The sequence below is a fragment of the Carboxydothermus hydrogenoformans Z-2901 genome (genome assembly GCF_000012865.1).
In the GTDB taxonomy this organism is placed as follows: domain Bacteria; phylum Bacillota; class Z-2901; order Carboxydothermales; family Carboxydothermaceae; genus Carboxydothermus; species Carboxydothermus hydrogenoformans.
On sequence record NC_007503.1, the window covers coordinates 121242 to 137026 of the forward strand.

The 15785-nt window shown below is 43.3% G+C and carries 20 protein-coding genes; 17 read left to right on the forward strand and 3 right to left on the reverse strand.

All coding sequences use genetic code 11. The features are described 5' to 3' along the window. Positions 1-64 precede the first annotated feature (64 nt). The 7 genes from CHY_RS00645 (at position 65) to CHY_RS12950 (ending at position 4308) form a co-directional block, all read left to right on the forward strand. A complete protein-coding gene (locus CHY_RS00645) occupies positions 65-355 on the forward strand; it encodes a hypothetical protein (RefSeq protein ID WP_041537594.1) in 291 nt (96 codons plus the stop codon). A gap of 26 nt (positions 356-381) precedes the next feature. Continuing rightward, positions 382-1992: a sensor domain-containing diguanylate cyclase gene (locus tag CHY_RS12535; RefSeq protein ID WP_162485041.1), complete on the forward strand. Its 1611-nt coding sequence runs from the start codon at positions 382-384 to the stop codon at positions 1990-1992. Between the two features lie 72 nt (positions 1993-2064). After that, positions 2065-2805 (forward strand): GTP-sensing pleiotropic transcriptional regulator CodY, encoded by a 741-nt coding sequence (gene codY, locus CHY_RS00655; RefSeq protein WP_041537798.1) that lies wholly within the window; start codon positions 2065-2067, stop codon positions 2803-2805. A 272-nt stretch (positions 2806-3077) separates the two neighbouring features. Continuing rightward, positions 3078-3605 carry a sigma-70 family RNA polymerase sigma factor gene (locus CHY_RS12540; RefSeq protein ID WP_011343091.1) on the forward strand — a complete coding sequence of 176 codons (528 nt, stop codon included), beginning with the start codon at positions 3078-3080 and terminating at the stop codon, positions 3603-3605. A gap of 59 nt (positions 3606-3664) precedes the next feature. Then, positions 3665-3901 (forward strand): DUF1659 domain-containing protein, encoded by a 237-nt coding sequence (locus CHY_RS00665; RefSeq protein WP_011343092.1) that lies wholly within the window; start codon positions 3665-3667, stop codon positions 3899-3901. 3 nt (positions 3902-3904) lie between these two features. Then, positions 3905-4111: a DUF2922 domain-containing protein gene (locus CHY_RS00670; RefSeq protein WP_011343093.1), complete on the forward strand. Its 207-nt coding sequence runs from the start codon at positions 3905-3907 to the stop codon at positions 4109-4111. 50 nt (positions 4112-4161) lie between these two features. Beyond that, positions 4162-4308 carry a YvrJ family protein gene (locus CHY_RS12950; protein ID WP_011343094.1) on the forward strand — a complete coding sequence of 49 codons (147 nt, stop codon included), beginning with the start codon at positions 4162-4164 and terminating at the stop codon, positions 4306-4308. On the opposite strand, the gene CHY_RS00675 is transcribed toward CHY_RS12950, so the two are convergent. Then, the gene (locus tag CHY_RS00675) at positions 4273-5481 is read right to left on the reverse strand and encodes an LUD domain-containing protein (protein WP_011343095.1); all 1209 of its coding nucleotides are present in this window, start codon (positions 5479-5481) and stop codon (positions 4273-4275) included. The genes CHY_RS12950 and CHY_RS00675 overlap by 36 nt on opposite strands. Positions 5482-5495: 14 nt before the next feature. After that, entirely contained in the window at positions 5496-6458 is a 963-nt protein-coding gene (locus CHY_RS00680; RefSeq protein WP_011343096.1) for a (Fe-S)-binding protein, read from the reverse strand. Between the two features lie 213 nt (positions 6459-6671). Between CHY_RS00680 and CHY_RS00685 the strand changes: the two genes are divergently transcribed. The 7 genes from CHY_RS00685 (at position 6672) to CHY_RS00715 (ending at position 10827) form a co-directional block, all read left to right on the forward strand. Next, positions 6672-7421 (forward strand): threonine/serine exporter family protein, encoded by a 750-nt coding sequence (locus tag CHY_RS00685; RefSeq protein ID WP_011343099.1) that lies wholly within the window; start codon positions 6672-6674, stop codon positions 7419-7421. A gap of 16 nt (positions 7422-7437) precedes the next feature. Further along, positions 7438-7866 (forward strand): threonine/serine exporter family protein, encoded by a 429-nt coding sequence (locus CHY_RS00690; protein WP_011343100.1) that lies wholly within the window; start codon positions 7438-7440, stop codon positions 7864-7866. Beyond that, positions 7857-8546 (forward strand): ComF family protein, encoded by a 690-nt coding sequence (locus CHY_RS00695; protein ID WP_011343101.1) that lies wholly within the window; start codon positions 7857-7859, stop codon positions 8544-8546. The genes CHY_RS00690 and CHY_RS00695 overlap by 10 nt, the downstream gene beginning before the upstream one ends. Before the next feature lie 268 nt (positions 8547-8814). After that, complete coding sequence (locus CHY_RS00700; protein WP_011343103.1) at positions 8815-9012, forward strand: cold-shock protein; 198 nt, start codon at positions 8815-8817, stop codon at positions 9010-9012. A gap of 106 nt (positions 9013-9118) precedes the next feature. Continuing rightward, the gene (hpf, locus tag CHY_RS00705; protein WP_011343104.1) at positions 9119-9652 is read left to right on the forward strand and encodes a ribosome hibernation-promoting factor, HPF/YfiA family; all 534 of its coding nucleotides are present in this window, start codon (positions 9119-9121) and stop codon (positions 9650-9652) included. A gap of 84 nt (positions 9653-9736) precedes the next feature. Beyond that, positions 9737-9934: a cold shock domain-containing protein gene (locus CHY_RS00710; RefSeq protein ID WP_011343105.1), complete on the forward strand. Its 198-nt coding sequence runs from the start codon at positions 9737-9739 to the stop codon at positions 9932-9934. 239 nt (positions 9935-10173) lie between these two features. Further along, positions 10174-10827 (forward strand): hypothetical protein, encoded by a 654-nt coding sequence (locus tag CHY_RS00715; protein WP_011343107.1) that lies wholly within the window; start codon positions 10174-10176, stop codon positions 10825-10827. Positions 10828-10831: 4 nt separating this feature from the next. Here CHY_RS00715 and CHY_RS13090 read toward each other — a convergent pair whose 3' ends face one another. Further along, the gene (locus CHY_RS13090; protein WP_143298498.1) at positions 10832-11062 is read right to left on the reverse strand and encodes a hypothetical protein; all 231 of its coding nucleotides are present in this window, start codon (positions 11060-11062) and stop codon (positions 10832-10834) included. A gap of 208 nt (positions 11063-11270) precedes the next feature. Between CHY_RS13090 and CHY_RS00720 the strand changes: the two genes are divergently transcribed. The 3 genes from CHY_RS00720 to secA all read left to right on the forward strand — a co-directional run bounded on the left by CHY_RS00720 (position 11271) and on the right by secA (position 15777). Continuing rightward, positions 11271-12467 carry an HD-GYP domain-containing protein gene (locus CHY_RS00720; protein ID WP_162485042.1) on the forward strand — a complete coding sequence of 399 codons (1197 nt, stop codon included), beginning with the start codon at positions 11271-11273 and terminating at the stop codon, positions 12465-12467. Between the two features lie 35 nt (positions 12468-12502). Then, positions 12503-13054, forward strand: coding sequence for a DUF5317 domain-containing protein (locus tag CHY_RS12545; protein WP_011343109.1), 552 nt, complete (start codon positions 12503-12505; stop codon positions 13052-13054). 98 nt (positions 13055-13152) lie between these two features. Then, the gene (gene secA, locus CHY_RS00730; protein ID WP_011343110.1) at positions 13153-15777 is read left to right on the forward strand and encodes a preprotein translocase subunit SecA; all 2625 of its coding nucleotides are present in this window, start codon (positions 13153-13155) and stop codon (positions 15775-15777) included. The last annotated feature ends 8 nt before the right edge of the window (positions 15778-15785 follow it).

Consider the following 15785-nt stretch of genomic DNA (forward strand, 5'->3'; position numbering starts at 1 on the left):
TTAACTGGCCAGGGTTTTAACTTTTTTAACCCCTTTAGCATACGGTATAAGGGGGGTGGCAGAGGTGATGGAGGCAATCCTGGCTGGATTTTTTGTCTACGGGGTGATTTCAGCCCTTCTGGTAATTTGGGAAGCTTTAAACTTTCGCAAGAAACAAAACTTATGGCTGGTGGTAAACGATTTAAAGGGGCTTTCGGAGGCGGAAAAACTTTTGGATTTTTTAAAAGAGCGAATTCCCGGGACAATAGAGACCAAAGTTGTAGATTTAACCGGTACGCTAATTTCTTCGCGTTTTCAGGTAATTAACGGGCTTCCGGAGGAAATTCAGAGGGAAAACTATATTATCTTTTTTTAAAATATATGGCAGGAAAAACCAAAAAATTGTCGAAAAATTACAGCATGCACAAGGTTAATTATTGGCAGATTTGGCGGGTAATAGTTTCATTAGCGGGATTTATTCTAACGGTATTTTACCTTTTAAAAGGCAGCATTCAGCCGCCGGGGGCTTTTTTTGCCCTTCTTACGGTTAGTTTTATTTTAGAACTTACCGCCATAGAGATTTGTGGTTCCAAAATTAAGGGGTCTTATGTTTTTTACCTGGTTACCCTGCTACTAAAGGGAAAAGGTTTTGCTGTAGTATTAAGTTTTCTTGCAGGATTATTAGCTTCCTTTTTAACTAAAGAGGAAAAAACTTTTCCGGGATATTTTTTTGAAGGAGCAAAAAACAGCCTGGGCATTTTACTGGGAAGTCATTTGGCCGGGTACCTACCCGGAGGAGAGTTTTTTCTTGCGCTAATCTATACCGCAGGTTTTATTCTGGTTGATGCAGTTTTTATGATTTTAAGAGCTTTCTTTGGAGAAAATGCGGGGTCCACTAAAGAAGAAATTTTTTATTACGGTTTAAACTGTTTTCTCACCTTTACCGCTGGAGTATTGCTTACCGAGGCAATTAAGAAAAATTTCTATCAAGCACTTTTTCTTGGACTTTTACTTACCGAAGCTTTTTATCTGGTGATAAAAATAAACCAAAAGCTTTTAAACCAAAGCCTCGACTACGTAACTTTGTGGAATATTTCCCGAACCTTTCACCGCCTGGAAACTCCCGATGATATGTTAAAAGCAATGTTACAGGAATTAAAAAATACTTTTTCCTACCATACCGGGGTCATTTATACTTATTCCGAATCCCTGAGAAAATATATTCCCCGCTATTTAAACACCGATTTTCCCGAACTTCCGGGACCGGAGTTTCATAATACCCTGCTTTCCGAGATGGGAAATAGAAAAACTGCTGCTTTAATAAAACACCCGCAATTAGGGAGTATTGCGGTGGTACCGTTGCAAAACCGCAGGGATGTCTTTGGTTACCTGGTAATAGTGGCCCCAAAAGGGCAGAACTATTCCCATAGTCAGCTCAGGCGTCTTGAAAATATTTCGGGACAGGTGGCCCTGGCGGTTTATAACGGCTACTTGTATTTACGTTTAAAGGAGCTTGCCCAGAAAGATGAGTTAACCGGCTTATATAACCGGCGTTACTTCTTGGAAAGGCTTAATGAGGAGCATTTACGTTCCCGCAGGCATAAATTAAATTACACCATTGTTCTTTTAGATATAGATTATTTTAAAAAGATAAACGATACTTACGGTCACGACTGTGGAGATTTGGTTTTAAACGATTTTGGGCGGTTTTTAAAAGATACCCTCCGGCGGACCGATTTAAGTGCCCGCTACGGTGGGGAGGAGTTTGTTGTTTTGCTACCCCAGACCGGGAAAAAGGAAGCCTATCTCTTAGCGGAACGCTTGCGGGAGAAAGTTAAAGAGCGGGTTTTAATTTTTCAAGGGCAAAAGGTCAAATATACCGTTAGCATGGGACTGGCTGCTTATCCGGAGGATGCTGAAGAGTATCGGGAACTGTTAAGCTTAGCCGATAAAGCTTTGTATCAAGCGAAAAACCGGGGCAGGGATAAAGTGGTAATGGTAAATAATTTTTAGGGATTAAGTATAATTATTTAAAAATTTGGCAATATTACTACCGTAAAATAAAAAAATGGAGGTAGTAATATGCTGAGTTTACTGGAAAAAACAAGACTCTTAAACCGCTTTATCCAGCGGAGCCCCCAACGTCCGGAACCCTTTATGGAACTGGCGGAAATGCTTGGGGATATTTCAAACGCCAGTGTTTACATTATCGGCCGGAGAAAGATACTGGGGTATTATGAACGTCTGGATCTGGTAGGGCTGGTAATTTACGGACGGGATTTAGAAGCGCGCCAGGTAGAGCAGGATTTTCAGGATTGGCTGTTTTCTTTCAATCAAACGGATCATAACATTAAAGGGGAAGATGGGCTTACTTATACCGTTGTACCGGTTTTTGGCGGTGGTGAACGGCAGGGAACGATTTTACTGGTCAAAAAGGGACAGGAAGAGTTTAACGCTCAGGACTTAATTTTGTACGAGTACGCTGCAACCGTGGTGGGTTTGGAAATTCTAAGGCTAAACAGCGAAAAAATGGAAGAAGAAGCCAGGAAAAAAGCTGCGGTTCGCTTAGCGTTAGATGCCCTTTCTTATTCGGAGCTGGAAGCGGTGAAAAAGATTTTTAGCGAACTTGATGGAGTGGAAGGCTTTGTGGTGGCAAGTAAGCTTGCGGAACAATATCACCTTACCCGTTCGGTAATTGTGAATGCTTTAAGAAAATTAGAAAGCGCGGGTGTGATTGATTCCAGGTCTTTGGGAATGAAAGGAACTTACATTCGGATTTTAAACGATTATTTCCTGGATAAGTTGGAAATTGCCCAGCAAAACTAAGAAGGGTGGTAAGTGGTAGGTGGTGGGTGGTCGGTCGTCGGTAAAAAAATTATATCTTATCACCTACGACAAACCACATACCACTATTTTTGGAGGTTGGAAATTAGAAGTTGGAGATTAGAAAACAAAAAATAATAATTTTAACGCAAAAATCAGTAGTTGTCAAAGGCCGCCTTGGCAAAAGGCGGTTTTTTTCTTTTTAGAGGCTTTTTGCTATTCTTTTCCCGGCGCTAAAAACGAAAAGCCCGGGCTTTAACCAAAGGGGGCTTTTTATGGATCGGTTTTTAGAAAAGTGGCAGAAAGCAAGAAAAAGCCGGGAAGGGATGGAAGAACTTCTTAATTACCTGCGTCCACTCATTAAAAAGGCAGCTCAACGTTATCGCAATCCCTATCTAACCGAGGAAGACCTTATGCAGGAAGGGATGATTGCGGTAATCGAAAGTGTTTACCGCTTTGACCCCGAGCGGGGGGTTTATTTTTTAAAGTACGTCCGGGAGATGGTGTATGGTAGGATTTATTCCCTGTTGCGGGCGGAAAAGGCCAGAAGGGGTAAGGAAGTGCCGTTAGAGGAATACCATATTGAGGTGCAGCATTTTGCCGAGGAACTGCCGACGATTAACTTTCCTCCGGGGGTTTTAACGCCCCGCCAGGAAAGCTTGATAACTTTAAAATACGAACGGGGAATTTCCCTGAGTGAAGTGGCGAAGATTTTAAAAATTACCCCGGCCGGTGCCTATGATTTGGAAAAACGGGCTCTTAATAAATTAAAAAAATACTACCTCTCCTTAAAAACCAAATAAATGGACTGCACTTTTTTTGATGTCAGCCGGCTGAACGCTAATAGAAGGGAGGAATTTTTATGGCGGTGATTGCCAACAAGGTGGACACGGTATTGCGGCTTAAGTTAATTACGGGGGATGACGGAAGCGGGAATCCGGTTTATGCTTTTCGGAGTTACAATAACATAAAGCCTGCGGCCAACAATGAAGACCTGTACGCGGTGGCGGTGGCCTTAGCCGAACTTACCGGTTTACCGCTTAACGGGGTTTTCCGAAACGATACCGAACTTCTGTATAACGTTCAAACGGGGGGTTAAAGCATGAAAGTCCTTGAGATGATTTTTACCAATCAGCAGGGGAAAAACGTGACGATTCGGGTGCGAGAACCAAAGGAAGGACTTACCAAGGCGGAAGTTGATGCGGTGATGAACTTAATTGTTACGAAAAACATTTTTACTTCCAATGGTGGAGACCTGGTGGCAGTTAAAGGCTCGCGGATTGTGGACCGAATTGTAACCGAATTTTAAAGAAAAAGCCGTGGCTTAAGCCACGGCTTTTTTAAAAAGGGGGTTTTAAAATGGATTTTTTTAGCCAACTTGCCAACTATAGCTTTCCCATGGCAGTAGCGGCTTTTTTACTGGTAAGGATTGAGGGAAAGTTAGATGAACTTAATAAATCGTTAACCGAATTAACCCGGGTGATTGCCGGTAAGGAGCTGTCTTAAGGCTAAAGTCATGCGGGGAACATCAATTTTCATCGGGCAGCGCTCCTGACAGCGGCCGCATCTAAGGCAAACGTAGGCCAGGGGTGCTGCTTTTTCTATACCTCCCGCTACAAAGGCTGTCCAAATTGAGCCGATACCGCCTAAATACTTGTAGCCGTAATAGCCGGCGGTTAAAGAAAAGACCGGGCATTCATAAAGACAACCGCCACAGCGCAGACACAACAATGCTTCTTTAAAAGTTTCGTTTTGGGATAGAGAAAGGCGGCCGTTATCGAGAAAGATTACGTGAAGTTCTTTCGGGCCATGGGCTCCGTAAGTGGTAACCTTTTCGATGTCACCGGTTTTACTGGGACCGCTAATGATATTAACGTAGGACGGTACCGTATACTGGGCATAACGCCAGGTAACTTCTGCCGTCTTAAAAGCGTCGTCTAACGTCGGGACAAGTTTTTCCAAGCCAACGATGACGATGTGCACCGGAGGGGCACCGGTGGCCAGGCGGCCGTTACCTTCGTTTTCAATGATAAAAATTGAACCGGTATCGGCAGCGACAATGTTTGCACCGCTTATCCCGATATCAGCTTTAAAATACTTCTCGCGCATGAACTCCCTGACGGCTGCTACTTCTGCGGCAATCTCGGGAGGGATTTCTTTTTCAAAAAAAGCGGAAAAAAGCTTTGCCACTTCTTCCCGGGGAATATGAATGGCCGGGGAGAGGATGTGCATTGGCCGGTCATTTCTGAGCTGCTGGATAAACTCTCCCAGGTCCGTTTCCCAAAGGGTATTTCCTCTCTCTTCTAAATGTTCTCTTAAACCGATTTCTTCACCTACCATCGATTTTACCTTGACGATTAATTTCCCGGTGCCAACAATTTCGGAAACAATTTTTAACGCCTCACTGCCATCTTTGGCTAAATAAGCTTTTCCGTGATTTTCTTCGATGCTTTTAGCGGCTTTTTCGTAAAGATCTTGTAAGTTGGATAATGCTTGAAGTTTAATTTCTCTTACTTCATAAGCCCGTTCTACCGTGTGGGGAAAGCGGCTTAAAGCTTTATTTACGTTTTCCCGGTAGGATTTTACTGCCCGGCTTAAAGCTAAGTTAATATTGGGGTTGTTAGCTGCCTTAACTAAGGTTTCTGCTAAGGCGGCTAAATCTTTTTCCAGGTCTACCATTGAGCTCACCTTCTTTAAATAAGAATTTCGGTTAAATCTTTTACCGGAAGATTAGCGTATTGCGAAAGGTTAAAATAACAATAAGGACAGGCGGTAACTATTTCTTCACCACCGCTTTTTTCAAGTTCATGAACTCGTTGTTTGGCCAATGCTTCCGCCAGTTCCGGAAATAAAAGCTTGGTAGCACCGCCACAGCAAGTAGTAAATTTACCGCTTTGGGGAAGATCTATTACTTCGCCGTTACCGCTCTTCTTTATAACTTCCCTGATTTCGGTAAATACATCGAGCTCCCGGGCTAACCGGCAGGGATCGTGGATGACGATTTTTTTCCTGGGCCCTTTGGGGGAAAGTTTAGCAAAATTGGCTGCTAAAAATTCCGGCATAGTATAAACTTCAAAGGGAAAGTCAACGAACTCAGGATAGACTTCCCGCAACATTTCGGCGGCATGGGGAGATGCAACTATTATCTTTTTTACTCCCCGGCTTTTAAAAATTCCGGTGAGTTTCCGGGCAATTTCCCGAACGTCATTAAGGTAACCGTACTCATATAAAAGAGCCCCAGCGTACAGCTCTTCTTCTCCTAAATACTGGGGAGTAATGCCCATGGAGTTTAAAAGCTGGACGTGTTTACGGAGTATATTAGCGGTTTTATCGCGGTCCTTGGCTAAGATTCCGGCGTAAACTTTTTCGGGGTTAAAGCCAAACTTATCCACTAAATTTCTTAGACCAAAAAGGATTTTTTTACCCGAACCTAACTGGTTCATGGTTTTAAGAGCTTTTACCAGACTATCAATGTAAGGGAGCATCTGGTATTCGGTGCCGGTATAAAAAAGATATTCACTGTCAGTGGAAAAGTTAAGTCCTTCGGCCCACGAAGTAAGTTCTCGCCCTTTTAACCCCAGAGGATTTTTGTATTTGAGGATGTTCTGGCGAACCAGTTCAATGGTGGCCGGGGGGGTTATTGAAATTTCTAACATAAAAATCCCTTCCTTTATTCTTGTGCTCAACTCTATTAAAGGAGTTAACTCCAAAAAATGTCAATAAAATTGGAAATTGTGTTATGTATACTTTTTAACGGTGGTCGGTGGTTGGTGGTCAGTGGTCAGCAAAATAATAAAAAAAATCATACCTTTTTACGGCGGAAGGAGGAAATGGGAAGAAAAGAAAGAAAAAAGTAAGGGGTGAGGAAAATGAACTACCTGGATGTTTTAAGGCTTACGGTTTTAGCCGGAGAAATAATGATTAAAAGCGGAGCGGAAATTTACCGCACGGAAGATGTAATGGACCGGATTGCTAAAAATTACGGGGTAAAACGCGTGGAAAGCTTTGTGACTCCAACCGGCATTTTATGCGCCATCGAAACCGACGATGGACAGGTTTTTACTACCGTTAGGCGGATAGAAAGCCGGGGTTTTAATTTAACGAAAATTGATAAAGTTAATGATTTTTCCCGCCGACTTGCCAGACGGCATATTCCTGTGGAGGAAGGCATAGCCGAACTCACTAAAGTAGCCCACGAAAAGAGTGAATATTCCTGGTGGGTAAAAGTCTTGGCAGCAGGTTTAGGGGCTTTCTTTGCGACGGGTTTAATTGGTGGCACGGTGGTAGAAATGATTATTTCTTTGATTATTGCGTTACTGGTAAGGGGTTTTGTCATGGTAATTCCGGACCTTGGCTTATTTCCCTTTTTCCTTGATTTAGTGGGAGGCTTTCTTTCTACTTTGCTGGTAGTAGCAATTTCTAAGTTTTATCCCATTTCCTTAGGGGTTACCGTGGTAGGAAGTATCATGCCCTTTATTCCGGGGATGAGCATTACTAATTCCATCCGGGATGCTATTGCCGGGGACTTCTTGGCCAGTCAGGCCCGGGGGCTTGAAGCGTTTTTAAGGGTTATTGCGTTAGCGGTAAGTGCTGCGGTGGTTTTAGCTTTTCTAACATAGAAATGGGGTAGGGAAGATGAACGTTTTGTATGCTTTTTTTCTTTCTTTTACCTTTGGAATTTTATTTAATGCGCCGATGGAAAGCCTCTTTTACGGAGGAGTAACGGGAGCCGGAGGTTATCTTGTTTATACGATTGCGGGCAAAACCCCTTTTGCCGGAGTATTTCTTGGTTCCCTTACCGTGGGTGTCCTTTCGGAAATTTTGGCCCGTCTCAAGAAAAAGCCAACCATAATCTTTACCACTACCGGCCTTATACCGCTGGTACCGGGGAAGCTTGCTTACGATACTATCACTGCTTTTATCCGGGAGGATTTTAGCTTAGGGGTGAGTTTGGGGTTACAAACGTTTTTTAGTGCCGGGGCTATTGCTTTGGGGATAGCCATTACTTCTTCGGTAATGCGGCTTTATAAAAAAGTAACGCAAAGGAAACAGCGATGTTTTTAGATTTTTTTTACCCCAAGCCTAAGGTTTGTCCCCTCTGTCAAAAGCCAATGCCCCAAAGGGAGTTTTGTAAAAGCTGCCGGGAATTTATGCAAAAAACCCGCTTTATGTGTCAAATCTGCGGTCGAATTTTACCGGTAGAAGTACCGCTTTGTTCTGATTGCCGGAAAAATTTGTTTAGTTTTACCAAAGCCTCCGGTCTTCTTCCCTATACCGGTCCGGTAAAAAAAAGTATGGCTTTGTTTAAGTATAAAAATAAAAGGTACATCTGGGATGAGCTTTATGACCTTTTAGCAGAACACTGCCGTAAAAACCTGGGGGAGGAATTTGATTTAATTATTCCGGTTCCCCTTTATCAGAGAAAATTAAAGGAGAGGGGTTACAACCAGGCGGAGATTTTAGCTAAAAACCTGGCCCGCCGGCTAAAATTACCCTTGGGCCGCGACATCCTTATCAAGATTAAAGACACCCCGCCCCAGGCTAAACTTGGATATTTTGATCGGAAAAAAAACCTTAAAGGAAACTTTGCGGTAAAGGAAAGGTTTACCGGCAGGGAAAAGATTCTTTTGGTTGATGATGTTTTTACTACCGGGGCTACCGCTCAGGAATGTACCCGGACTTTGCTTCTGGCAGGAGCTGACAAAGTTTATGTTATTACCATGGCAACTGCTGTAAAAAAATAGCATTGTAGCAAAGATTATGCCAAAAAAAATTTTGAAAATTCATTTGCCAATAACTTATCCACAACAAAACCCCCGATTTTGGTAGTTATCAACAGAGTTATCCACAATATCAACAATTTTGCTTTTCCACAAAAAATTTTTTTCCAACTTTTTTCGACAGATAAATTTATCATTGACAAAACATCGTTAAAATGCTATTCTCAATACAAAGAACGTGAGTCGCTTGGGGCTTGCGTTTAGTAAAAAGTTTTAAGGAGGAATTGGTTTCATGCAAGGCAAAGTTAAATGGTTTGATCCCAAAAAAGGGTACGGTTTCATTGAGAGAGAGGATGGCGGCGACGTATTTGTCCACTTCTCGGCCATCCAGGAAAAGGGATTTAAGACCCTCGAAGAAGGTCAAAGGGTGGAGTTTGAAATTGTGGAGGGTGCCCGCGGGCCACAAGCGGCAAATGTCGTAAAATTATAAGGGCATTAAACCCCAGGGATATTCTCTGGGGTTTTTTAGTAATTATAATGTGTGGAGCTGGTTTTAAAGGTTGCAGGTTAAAATAATAAAAAAAGGGGGTATTTCCATGAATGTTCAAGTGCGGGGTAAAAATATCGAGGTCACTCCTGCATTAAAGGAGTACGCGGAAAAGAGACTCGCCAAGCTGGAAAAGTATTTGCCGAAAATTGATGTGGTGCATGTAACGCTTTTGGTGGAAGGGGATTTACATAAAACCGAAGTAACGATACCGGTAGCCGGATACCTTCTTAGAGGTGAAGAGGAAAGCCCCGATATGTATTCATCCATAGATTTGGTGGTAGATAAGTTAGAAAGGCAGGCCAAAAAATATAAAGAAAAGCTTTACGCCCGCTTTAAAAATAATAAAAATATTGCAACAGGGGAGAAAAGCGCCGAAACTACCCCTGAACCGGATAATGAAATTAAAATTGTTAAATCCAAGCGTTTTGCGATAAAACCCATGTCACCGGAAGAAGCGGCCATGCAGATGGAGCTTTTAGGGCATTCGTTCTTTGTCTTTACCAATGCGGATACCGATGAAATAAATGTTGTATATAAACGGCGGGATGGGAAGTACGGCTTAATAGAACCGGAAGTTTAAAAAAAGTTTGACAAAGGCCGGGAAACGTGTTAGAGTTAGAGCATGGCTTTATGCCGAATAAAATTTTCAGGAGGCATTAGATCGATGCAAGGAAAAGTTAAATGGTTTGACCCGGCCAAAGGCTACGGGTTCATTGAAAGGGAAGATGGCGGCGACGTGTTTGTCCATTTTTCCGCCATTAAGGGCAACGGGTTTAAAACTTTAGAAGAAGGCCAGAGGGTAGAGTTCAACATTGTTGAAGGCACCCGGGGCCCGCAAGCGGCTGACGTCGTAAAACTATAAATTGCCCGCAAAACCCCTCCGTTTACCGGAGGGGTTTTTTAACGCCTAATTCGGGGACGGTTCTGATATTTGCGTCTAAACGCCAAAAAAACCGTCCCTTATCTTTTTGCGGTATGAACGCCAAAAAGGGGGATGGAGTTTTGAAGATAATTTGGATTTTTTAGATATTATGAGGCAACATGCAGGAAAATTGCGGATTATAGAGAATTATATCTAATAGTTATGAGAGGAGGGTATGCGTGGCTGTTTTAAGCAAGGAGCAGTTAGCGGAGCTGGAAGTTTTGCTGGGACGCATTAAAGGGGTTAATGCGGCCCGGGTGGTATTGGATGAAGAGGGAAAGGTTGATGAAATCCATATATTAGCCGGCAGCAGTCGAAGTCCCAAGCAGATAGTACGGGATGTAGAATCGGCCCTTTTAGCTTCCTTTAATATTGCTATTGACCATAAAAAAATCAGTATTGCCCAGGTGGAGGGCGGTGATACTGAAGACGATTCCCGGGAGGAAATCAGACCCCAGGTAGCCAAAGTCGATATGGCTTTGGAGCAAAGTATAGTGCGGGTCAATGTGGAATTAACCATCGGGGAGTCTAAGATTTCCGGGACGGCGGAAGGTCCCGCTACCTCCCAAAATAGAAAAAGGCTTTTGGCTATAGCTACCGTTTGTGCGGTGGAAAATTTCTTAAATAAAAACGGGATATTTGTGGTGGAGGATGTTCAGGAACTTTACATATCAGGGAAAAAAGCGATGGTGGTGGCAGTGGCTGCCATTTTAGGCCGGGAGGAGGAAAATTATTTAGGTGCGGCCTATGCCAACGGGGATGAGAGAGAAGCGGTAGTTAAAGCAACCTTAGCCGCTATCAATAGAAGACTTCGCTTTTTTGTAGAAAAATAAAAGTTTAAATAAATTTTAGAGAGAGATAAAATTTTTTCTTTAATGCAGGTGTTTTGCTGGTGGAAGGACCGACATATCCAAAGACCGAAGCAAGCGCTTCGAAGCCGAGCCCGAGCGGAATACTGCCTGTCTGCCGTTTAGCCGAGGGCGGATAGAGCTTATTCGTAAGGGAGGGCGTTTTCACCATGACTGCAAGAGTGGTTAAAATTCTGCTGGCGATTGTCAGCTTAATCATCGCCGGTGGTGCGAGATTTTCAATGTAATTAGATTTTTATTATGTCGGTCCTTTAAGAAATTATTGAGGTGAAAATATGGTAGCAATAAAGAGATTGCTTGATAAAAACACTATAAAGTTAAAATTATATTATATTATTATCGGAATTATAGGATTGATTTTATTTTTAACATATTTTAGATCTGTATTTAATTTAAGTGGAAATATTTTGATAGCGTTTATTTTCTTTATTTTATTTGAAGCGCTTTCAGAAAAACTAGCAATTAAAATGCCTAAAGTAGGTTTTGTTTCAGTTGCATTTGGTTTAGATGTAGCTGCATTTTTAATATTTGGGTATAAAATTGCAGCAATTATTGCAGGATTTTCTTTTTTATTGGATTTTGGACGAATTGAAAAAAATAATATTTTATTTTCCTTGTTGACAAAAATTTTTAACTTGAGTCAAATAATTATTACAATTACTTTGGCTGGAATTACTTATAATATTTTAACTAAATTTTTTGTTTTAAATTCCTATATTACATTTTTTTCTATCTTTATTTTTGCTTTCACATACTTATTTATAAATGTGCTTTTAGTTTGCTTAGCTGCAAGCCTTTCGTTAAATTTACCTTTTATGTATATATTTATTGATAACTTCAGAGGATTTATTCCCAATTATGCTTTACTTGCAATTTTAGGTTATTTAATGGCTTTAGTGTATAATTCCATTGGTATTCCAGGGATTATACTTTTCTTCATACCATTAATTATTACCCGCTATGTATTTAAACTTTACTCCGATTTAAGAGAATCCTACCTTTCCACCATTCGGGCTCTTGTTGCTGCCCTTGAAGCTAAAGATCCGTACACCAAAGGCCATTCAGAGCGGGTTTCAGAACTGGCGGTGGAAATTGCTAAGGAAATGGGGTTAAATGCAGACCAAATTGACATTATTCGCCATATGGCGCTTTTACATGATGTGGGCAAAATCGGTATCCTTGATACCGTTTTAAATAAAAAGGGAACGCTGGATCCCGAGGAAAAAGAGTTAATCCAGGAGCACCCGGTACTGGGTGCGAAAATCGTGGAGGAAATACCGTTTTTAAAACAATACGCCGGGATGGTCCGGCACCACCACGAGCGGTTTGACGGTACCGGCTATCCCGATAAAGTTTCCGGGGAAAAAATTCCCCTCGGAGCCAGGATTATTGCTGTGGCGGATACGTATGATGCCATGACTTCGGACCGTCCCTATCGGTCGGCGTTGACCAAAGAACAGGCGATGAGCGAACTGGAACTGAATGCCGGACAGCAACATGACCCAAGAGTGGTTAAAGCTTTATTGAAAGTGCTGGAGCGGTTTGATCCCCGGGAAAAAGAACGGGAAGCCATGGCCAAAGCAGCGGCGGCGGAAGGGACCTGAAGGGAGGAATAGTTATTTATTTAGAAGCACTGATTTTGGCGCTTATTCTCGGTTATCTTTTTAAAGGCCGGCTGAAAAACTTAGCCGAATTGGAATTTACGGCGCTTTTTTCCTTTATCTTAGCTTTTTTAATCCAGTTTCTTATTGATTACCAGATGGCCCATCCTTTTATCCGGGCCTACGGCAGGTATCTCCATCTTTTTTCCTACCTCCTGCTTTTTTACGGGATTTATAAAAACATCAGACTTCCGGGGATGGGGTTAATCGGTCTGGGGGTTTTTTTAAATTTTATAGTAATTGCCGCCAATGGCGGTTACATGCCGGCGGATCCGCGGACCATTTCGCCTCAATGGATAGAGATGATGAAACAGGGGATTTTGGGGACCCATACGTTAATTAATGAGCATACCCGTCTTGTCTTTCTCTCCGATAATATTTATCTCTGGTTTTATCCCATAACCTTTTCTTACGGGAAGCCCATTATTAGCTTTGGGGATATTTTTATTACCGTAGGAGTTTTTTGGCTGGTGTTTAAAGGCATGCGCTACCAAAAAAATAAAAACTACAAGCTTACCGTATTTCGCTAAAGAAAAGATTTGCGGTAGATAGTTGAAAGTGGTAAAATGAAAAGAAGAGCTATCAGGGAACCGTAACGGTTCCTTTATTTGTGCAAAGAGGTGAAAATATGCTGAAGTTTTTAAAGAATTTACTGGACGATAATGCCCGGGAGATTAAGAGGCTTACGGCCCGGGTGGAAGAGATAAATAGTTTAGAGCCCCAAATGCAAAAGCTTTCCGACGAAGAGCTGAGGGCTAAAACCGGGGAGTTTAAAGAACGTATAGCCCGCGGTGAAAGTTTGGACGAACTTTTACCGGAAGCTTTTGCGGTGGTCAGGGAAGCTTCCCGCCGGGTTCTGGGGATGCGGCATTTTGATGTGCAATTGATGGGGGGCATTGTACTTCACGAAGGTAAAATTGCCGAGATGAAAACCGGGGAAGGTAAAACTTTAGTCGCTACCCTGCCGGCATATCTCAATGCCCTTACCGGTCGCGGTGTGCATATCGTAACGGTAAACGACTACCTGGCCCGGCGTGATGCGGAATGGATGGGAAAAATTTACAAGTTTTTGGGTCTTTCGGTGGGTCTGGTGGTCCACGGCATGGATTATGCCGAAAAAAAAGCGGCCTATCTGGCGGATATTACTTACGGTACCAACAACGAGTTTGGATTTGATTATCTCAGGGATAACATGGCTATCCATCCGGACCAGGTGGTGCAGCGGGAGCTTTATTATGCTATTATTGACGAAGTGGACAGCATTTTAATCGATGAGGCCAGAACCCCGCTGATTATTTCCGGGGAAGCGGAAAAGTCCACCGACCTCTACTATACCTTTGCCAAAATTGTAAAGCAATTAGTGCCCGGGGAAGATTACACCGTGGACGAGAAAGCGCATGCGGTTATGCCTACCGAAGCGGGGATTCATAAAGTTGAAAAAATGCTTGGTATTCAAAACCTGTATGCTGATGAACACATGGAGTTAACCCACCATTTAAATGCGGCTTTAAAAGCGCAAGCTTTAATGAAGCGGGACCGGGATTATGTAGTCAAAGACGGTCAGGTAATTATCGTGGACGAATTTACCGGACGCCTTATGTTCGGCCGCCGGTATTCCGATGGATTGCACCAGGCCATAGAAGCCAAGGAAGGGGTCAAGATTGAGCAGGAGACCCAGACCTTAGCAACCATTACTTTCCAGAATTATTTCCGGATGTACGAAAAATTAGCCGGGATGACCGGTACGGCGGAAACGGAAGAAAACGAGTTTCGCAAGATTTATAACCTGTCGGTAGTGGTAATTCCAACCCATAAGCCGATGATTCGTAAGGATTTGCCCGATGTAATTTTTAAAACCGAAAAGGCCAAGTTTAAGGCAATTGTGGAGGAAGTGGCGCGGCGGCACCAGACCGGCCAGCCGATCTTGATTGGTACCATTTCCATTGAAAAATCCGAAATGTTAAGCGAAATGCTGAAAAAACGGGGAATTCCCCATCAAGTCTTAAACGCCAAATACCACGAAAAAGAAGCGGAAATTGTAGCCCAGGCGGGAAGGCTTGGGGCCGTGACCATTGCTACCAACATGGCCGGTCGGGGTACCGATATTTTACTGGGAGGTAACCCGGAATTTTTGGCCCTTCAGGAATTAAGAAAAATGGGAAAAACTCCGGAAGATGACCCGGAACTGTACCGGGAACTTTTGGCCAAATACAAAAAAATAACCGATGAAGAGCACAAAAAAGTGGTGGAGTTAGGGGGTCTCCACATTATTGGTACCGAACGGCACGAGTCCCGCCGGATTGATAACCAGCTCCGGGGACGGGCCGGGCGGCAGGGAGACCCGGGTTCGTCGCAATTTTTCATTTCCCTTGAAGATGACCTGATGCGCCTTTTTGGCTCCGATAACATTGCCGGGCTTATGGATCGCCTGGGTTTGGATGAAGATACCCCAATTGAACATCCGCTTATTACCAGGTCCATTGAGACGGCGCAAAAACGGGTGGAAAACCGGAACTTTGAAATTAGAAAACACGTTTTAGAATACGATAACGTTATGAACCAGCAGCGGGAGCTTATTTACAGCCAGCGCCGGCGGGTGCTTTTTGGGGAAGATGTCCTGACCTTTGTCCACCAGATGATAGAAGCGGTGGTGGAGCGGGCAGTCGATACTTACTGCCCCGATGGCGTTCACCCGGAAGAATGGGATTTAAAGGGATTATTGGAGTACGCTCATAATGTCTTTTTGCCCAACCACCAGTTAACTCCCGAAGATTTAGCCGATACCGGCAAGAAAGCTTTGGTGGAGTTTTTGGTGGAAAAAGCCAAAGAATACTACAAAAAGCGGGAAGAAGAGCTTGGCGGTGAGCAGCTCCGGGAGTTAGAACGGTACGTTATCCTGCGGGTAGTGGATGAGAAGTGGATGGACCACCTGGATGCCATGGACCAGCTGCGGGAAGGTATAGGGCTTAGAGCTTACGGGCAAAAAGACCCGCTGGTGGAATACAAAATCGAAAGCGTTGAAATGTTCAACAACATGATTGCTGCCATTCAGGAAGATGTGGTGCGTTATTTAATGCGGCTTTCCGTGGTCCGGCAGCCGGAAACCAGGAGGGTCCGGCGGGTGGTGGAAAACCGCTATCAGGAAGAAGGACCGAAAAAACCCTACCGCCGGGAGCAAAAAATTGGCCGCAATGATCCCTGTCCCTGCGGTAGCGGTAAGAAATACAAGAAGTGCTGTGGCAGAAACGGGTAAAGGAAGTG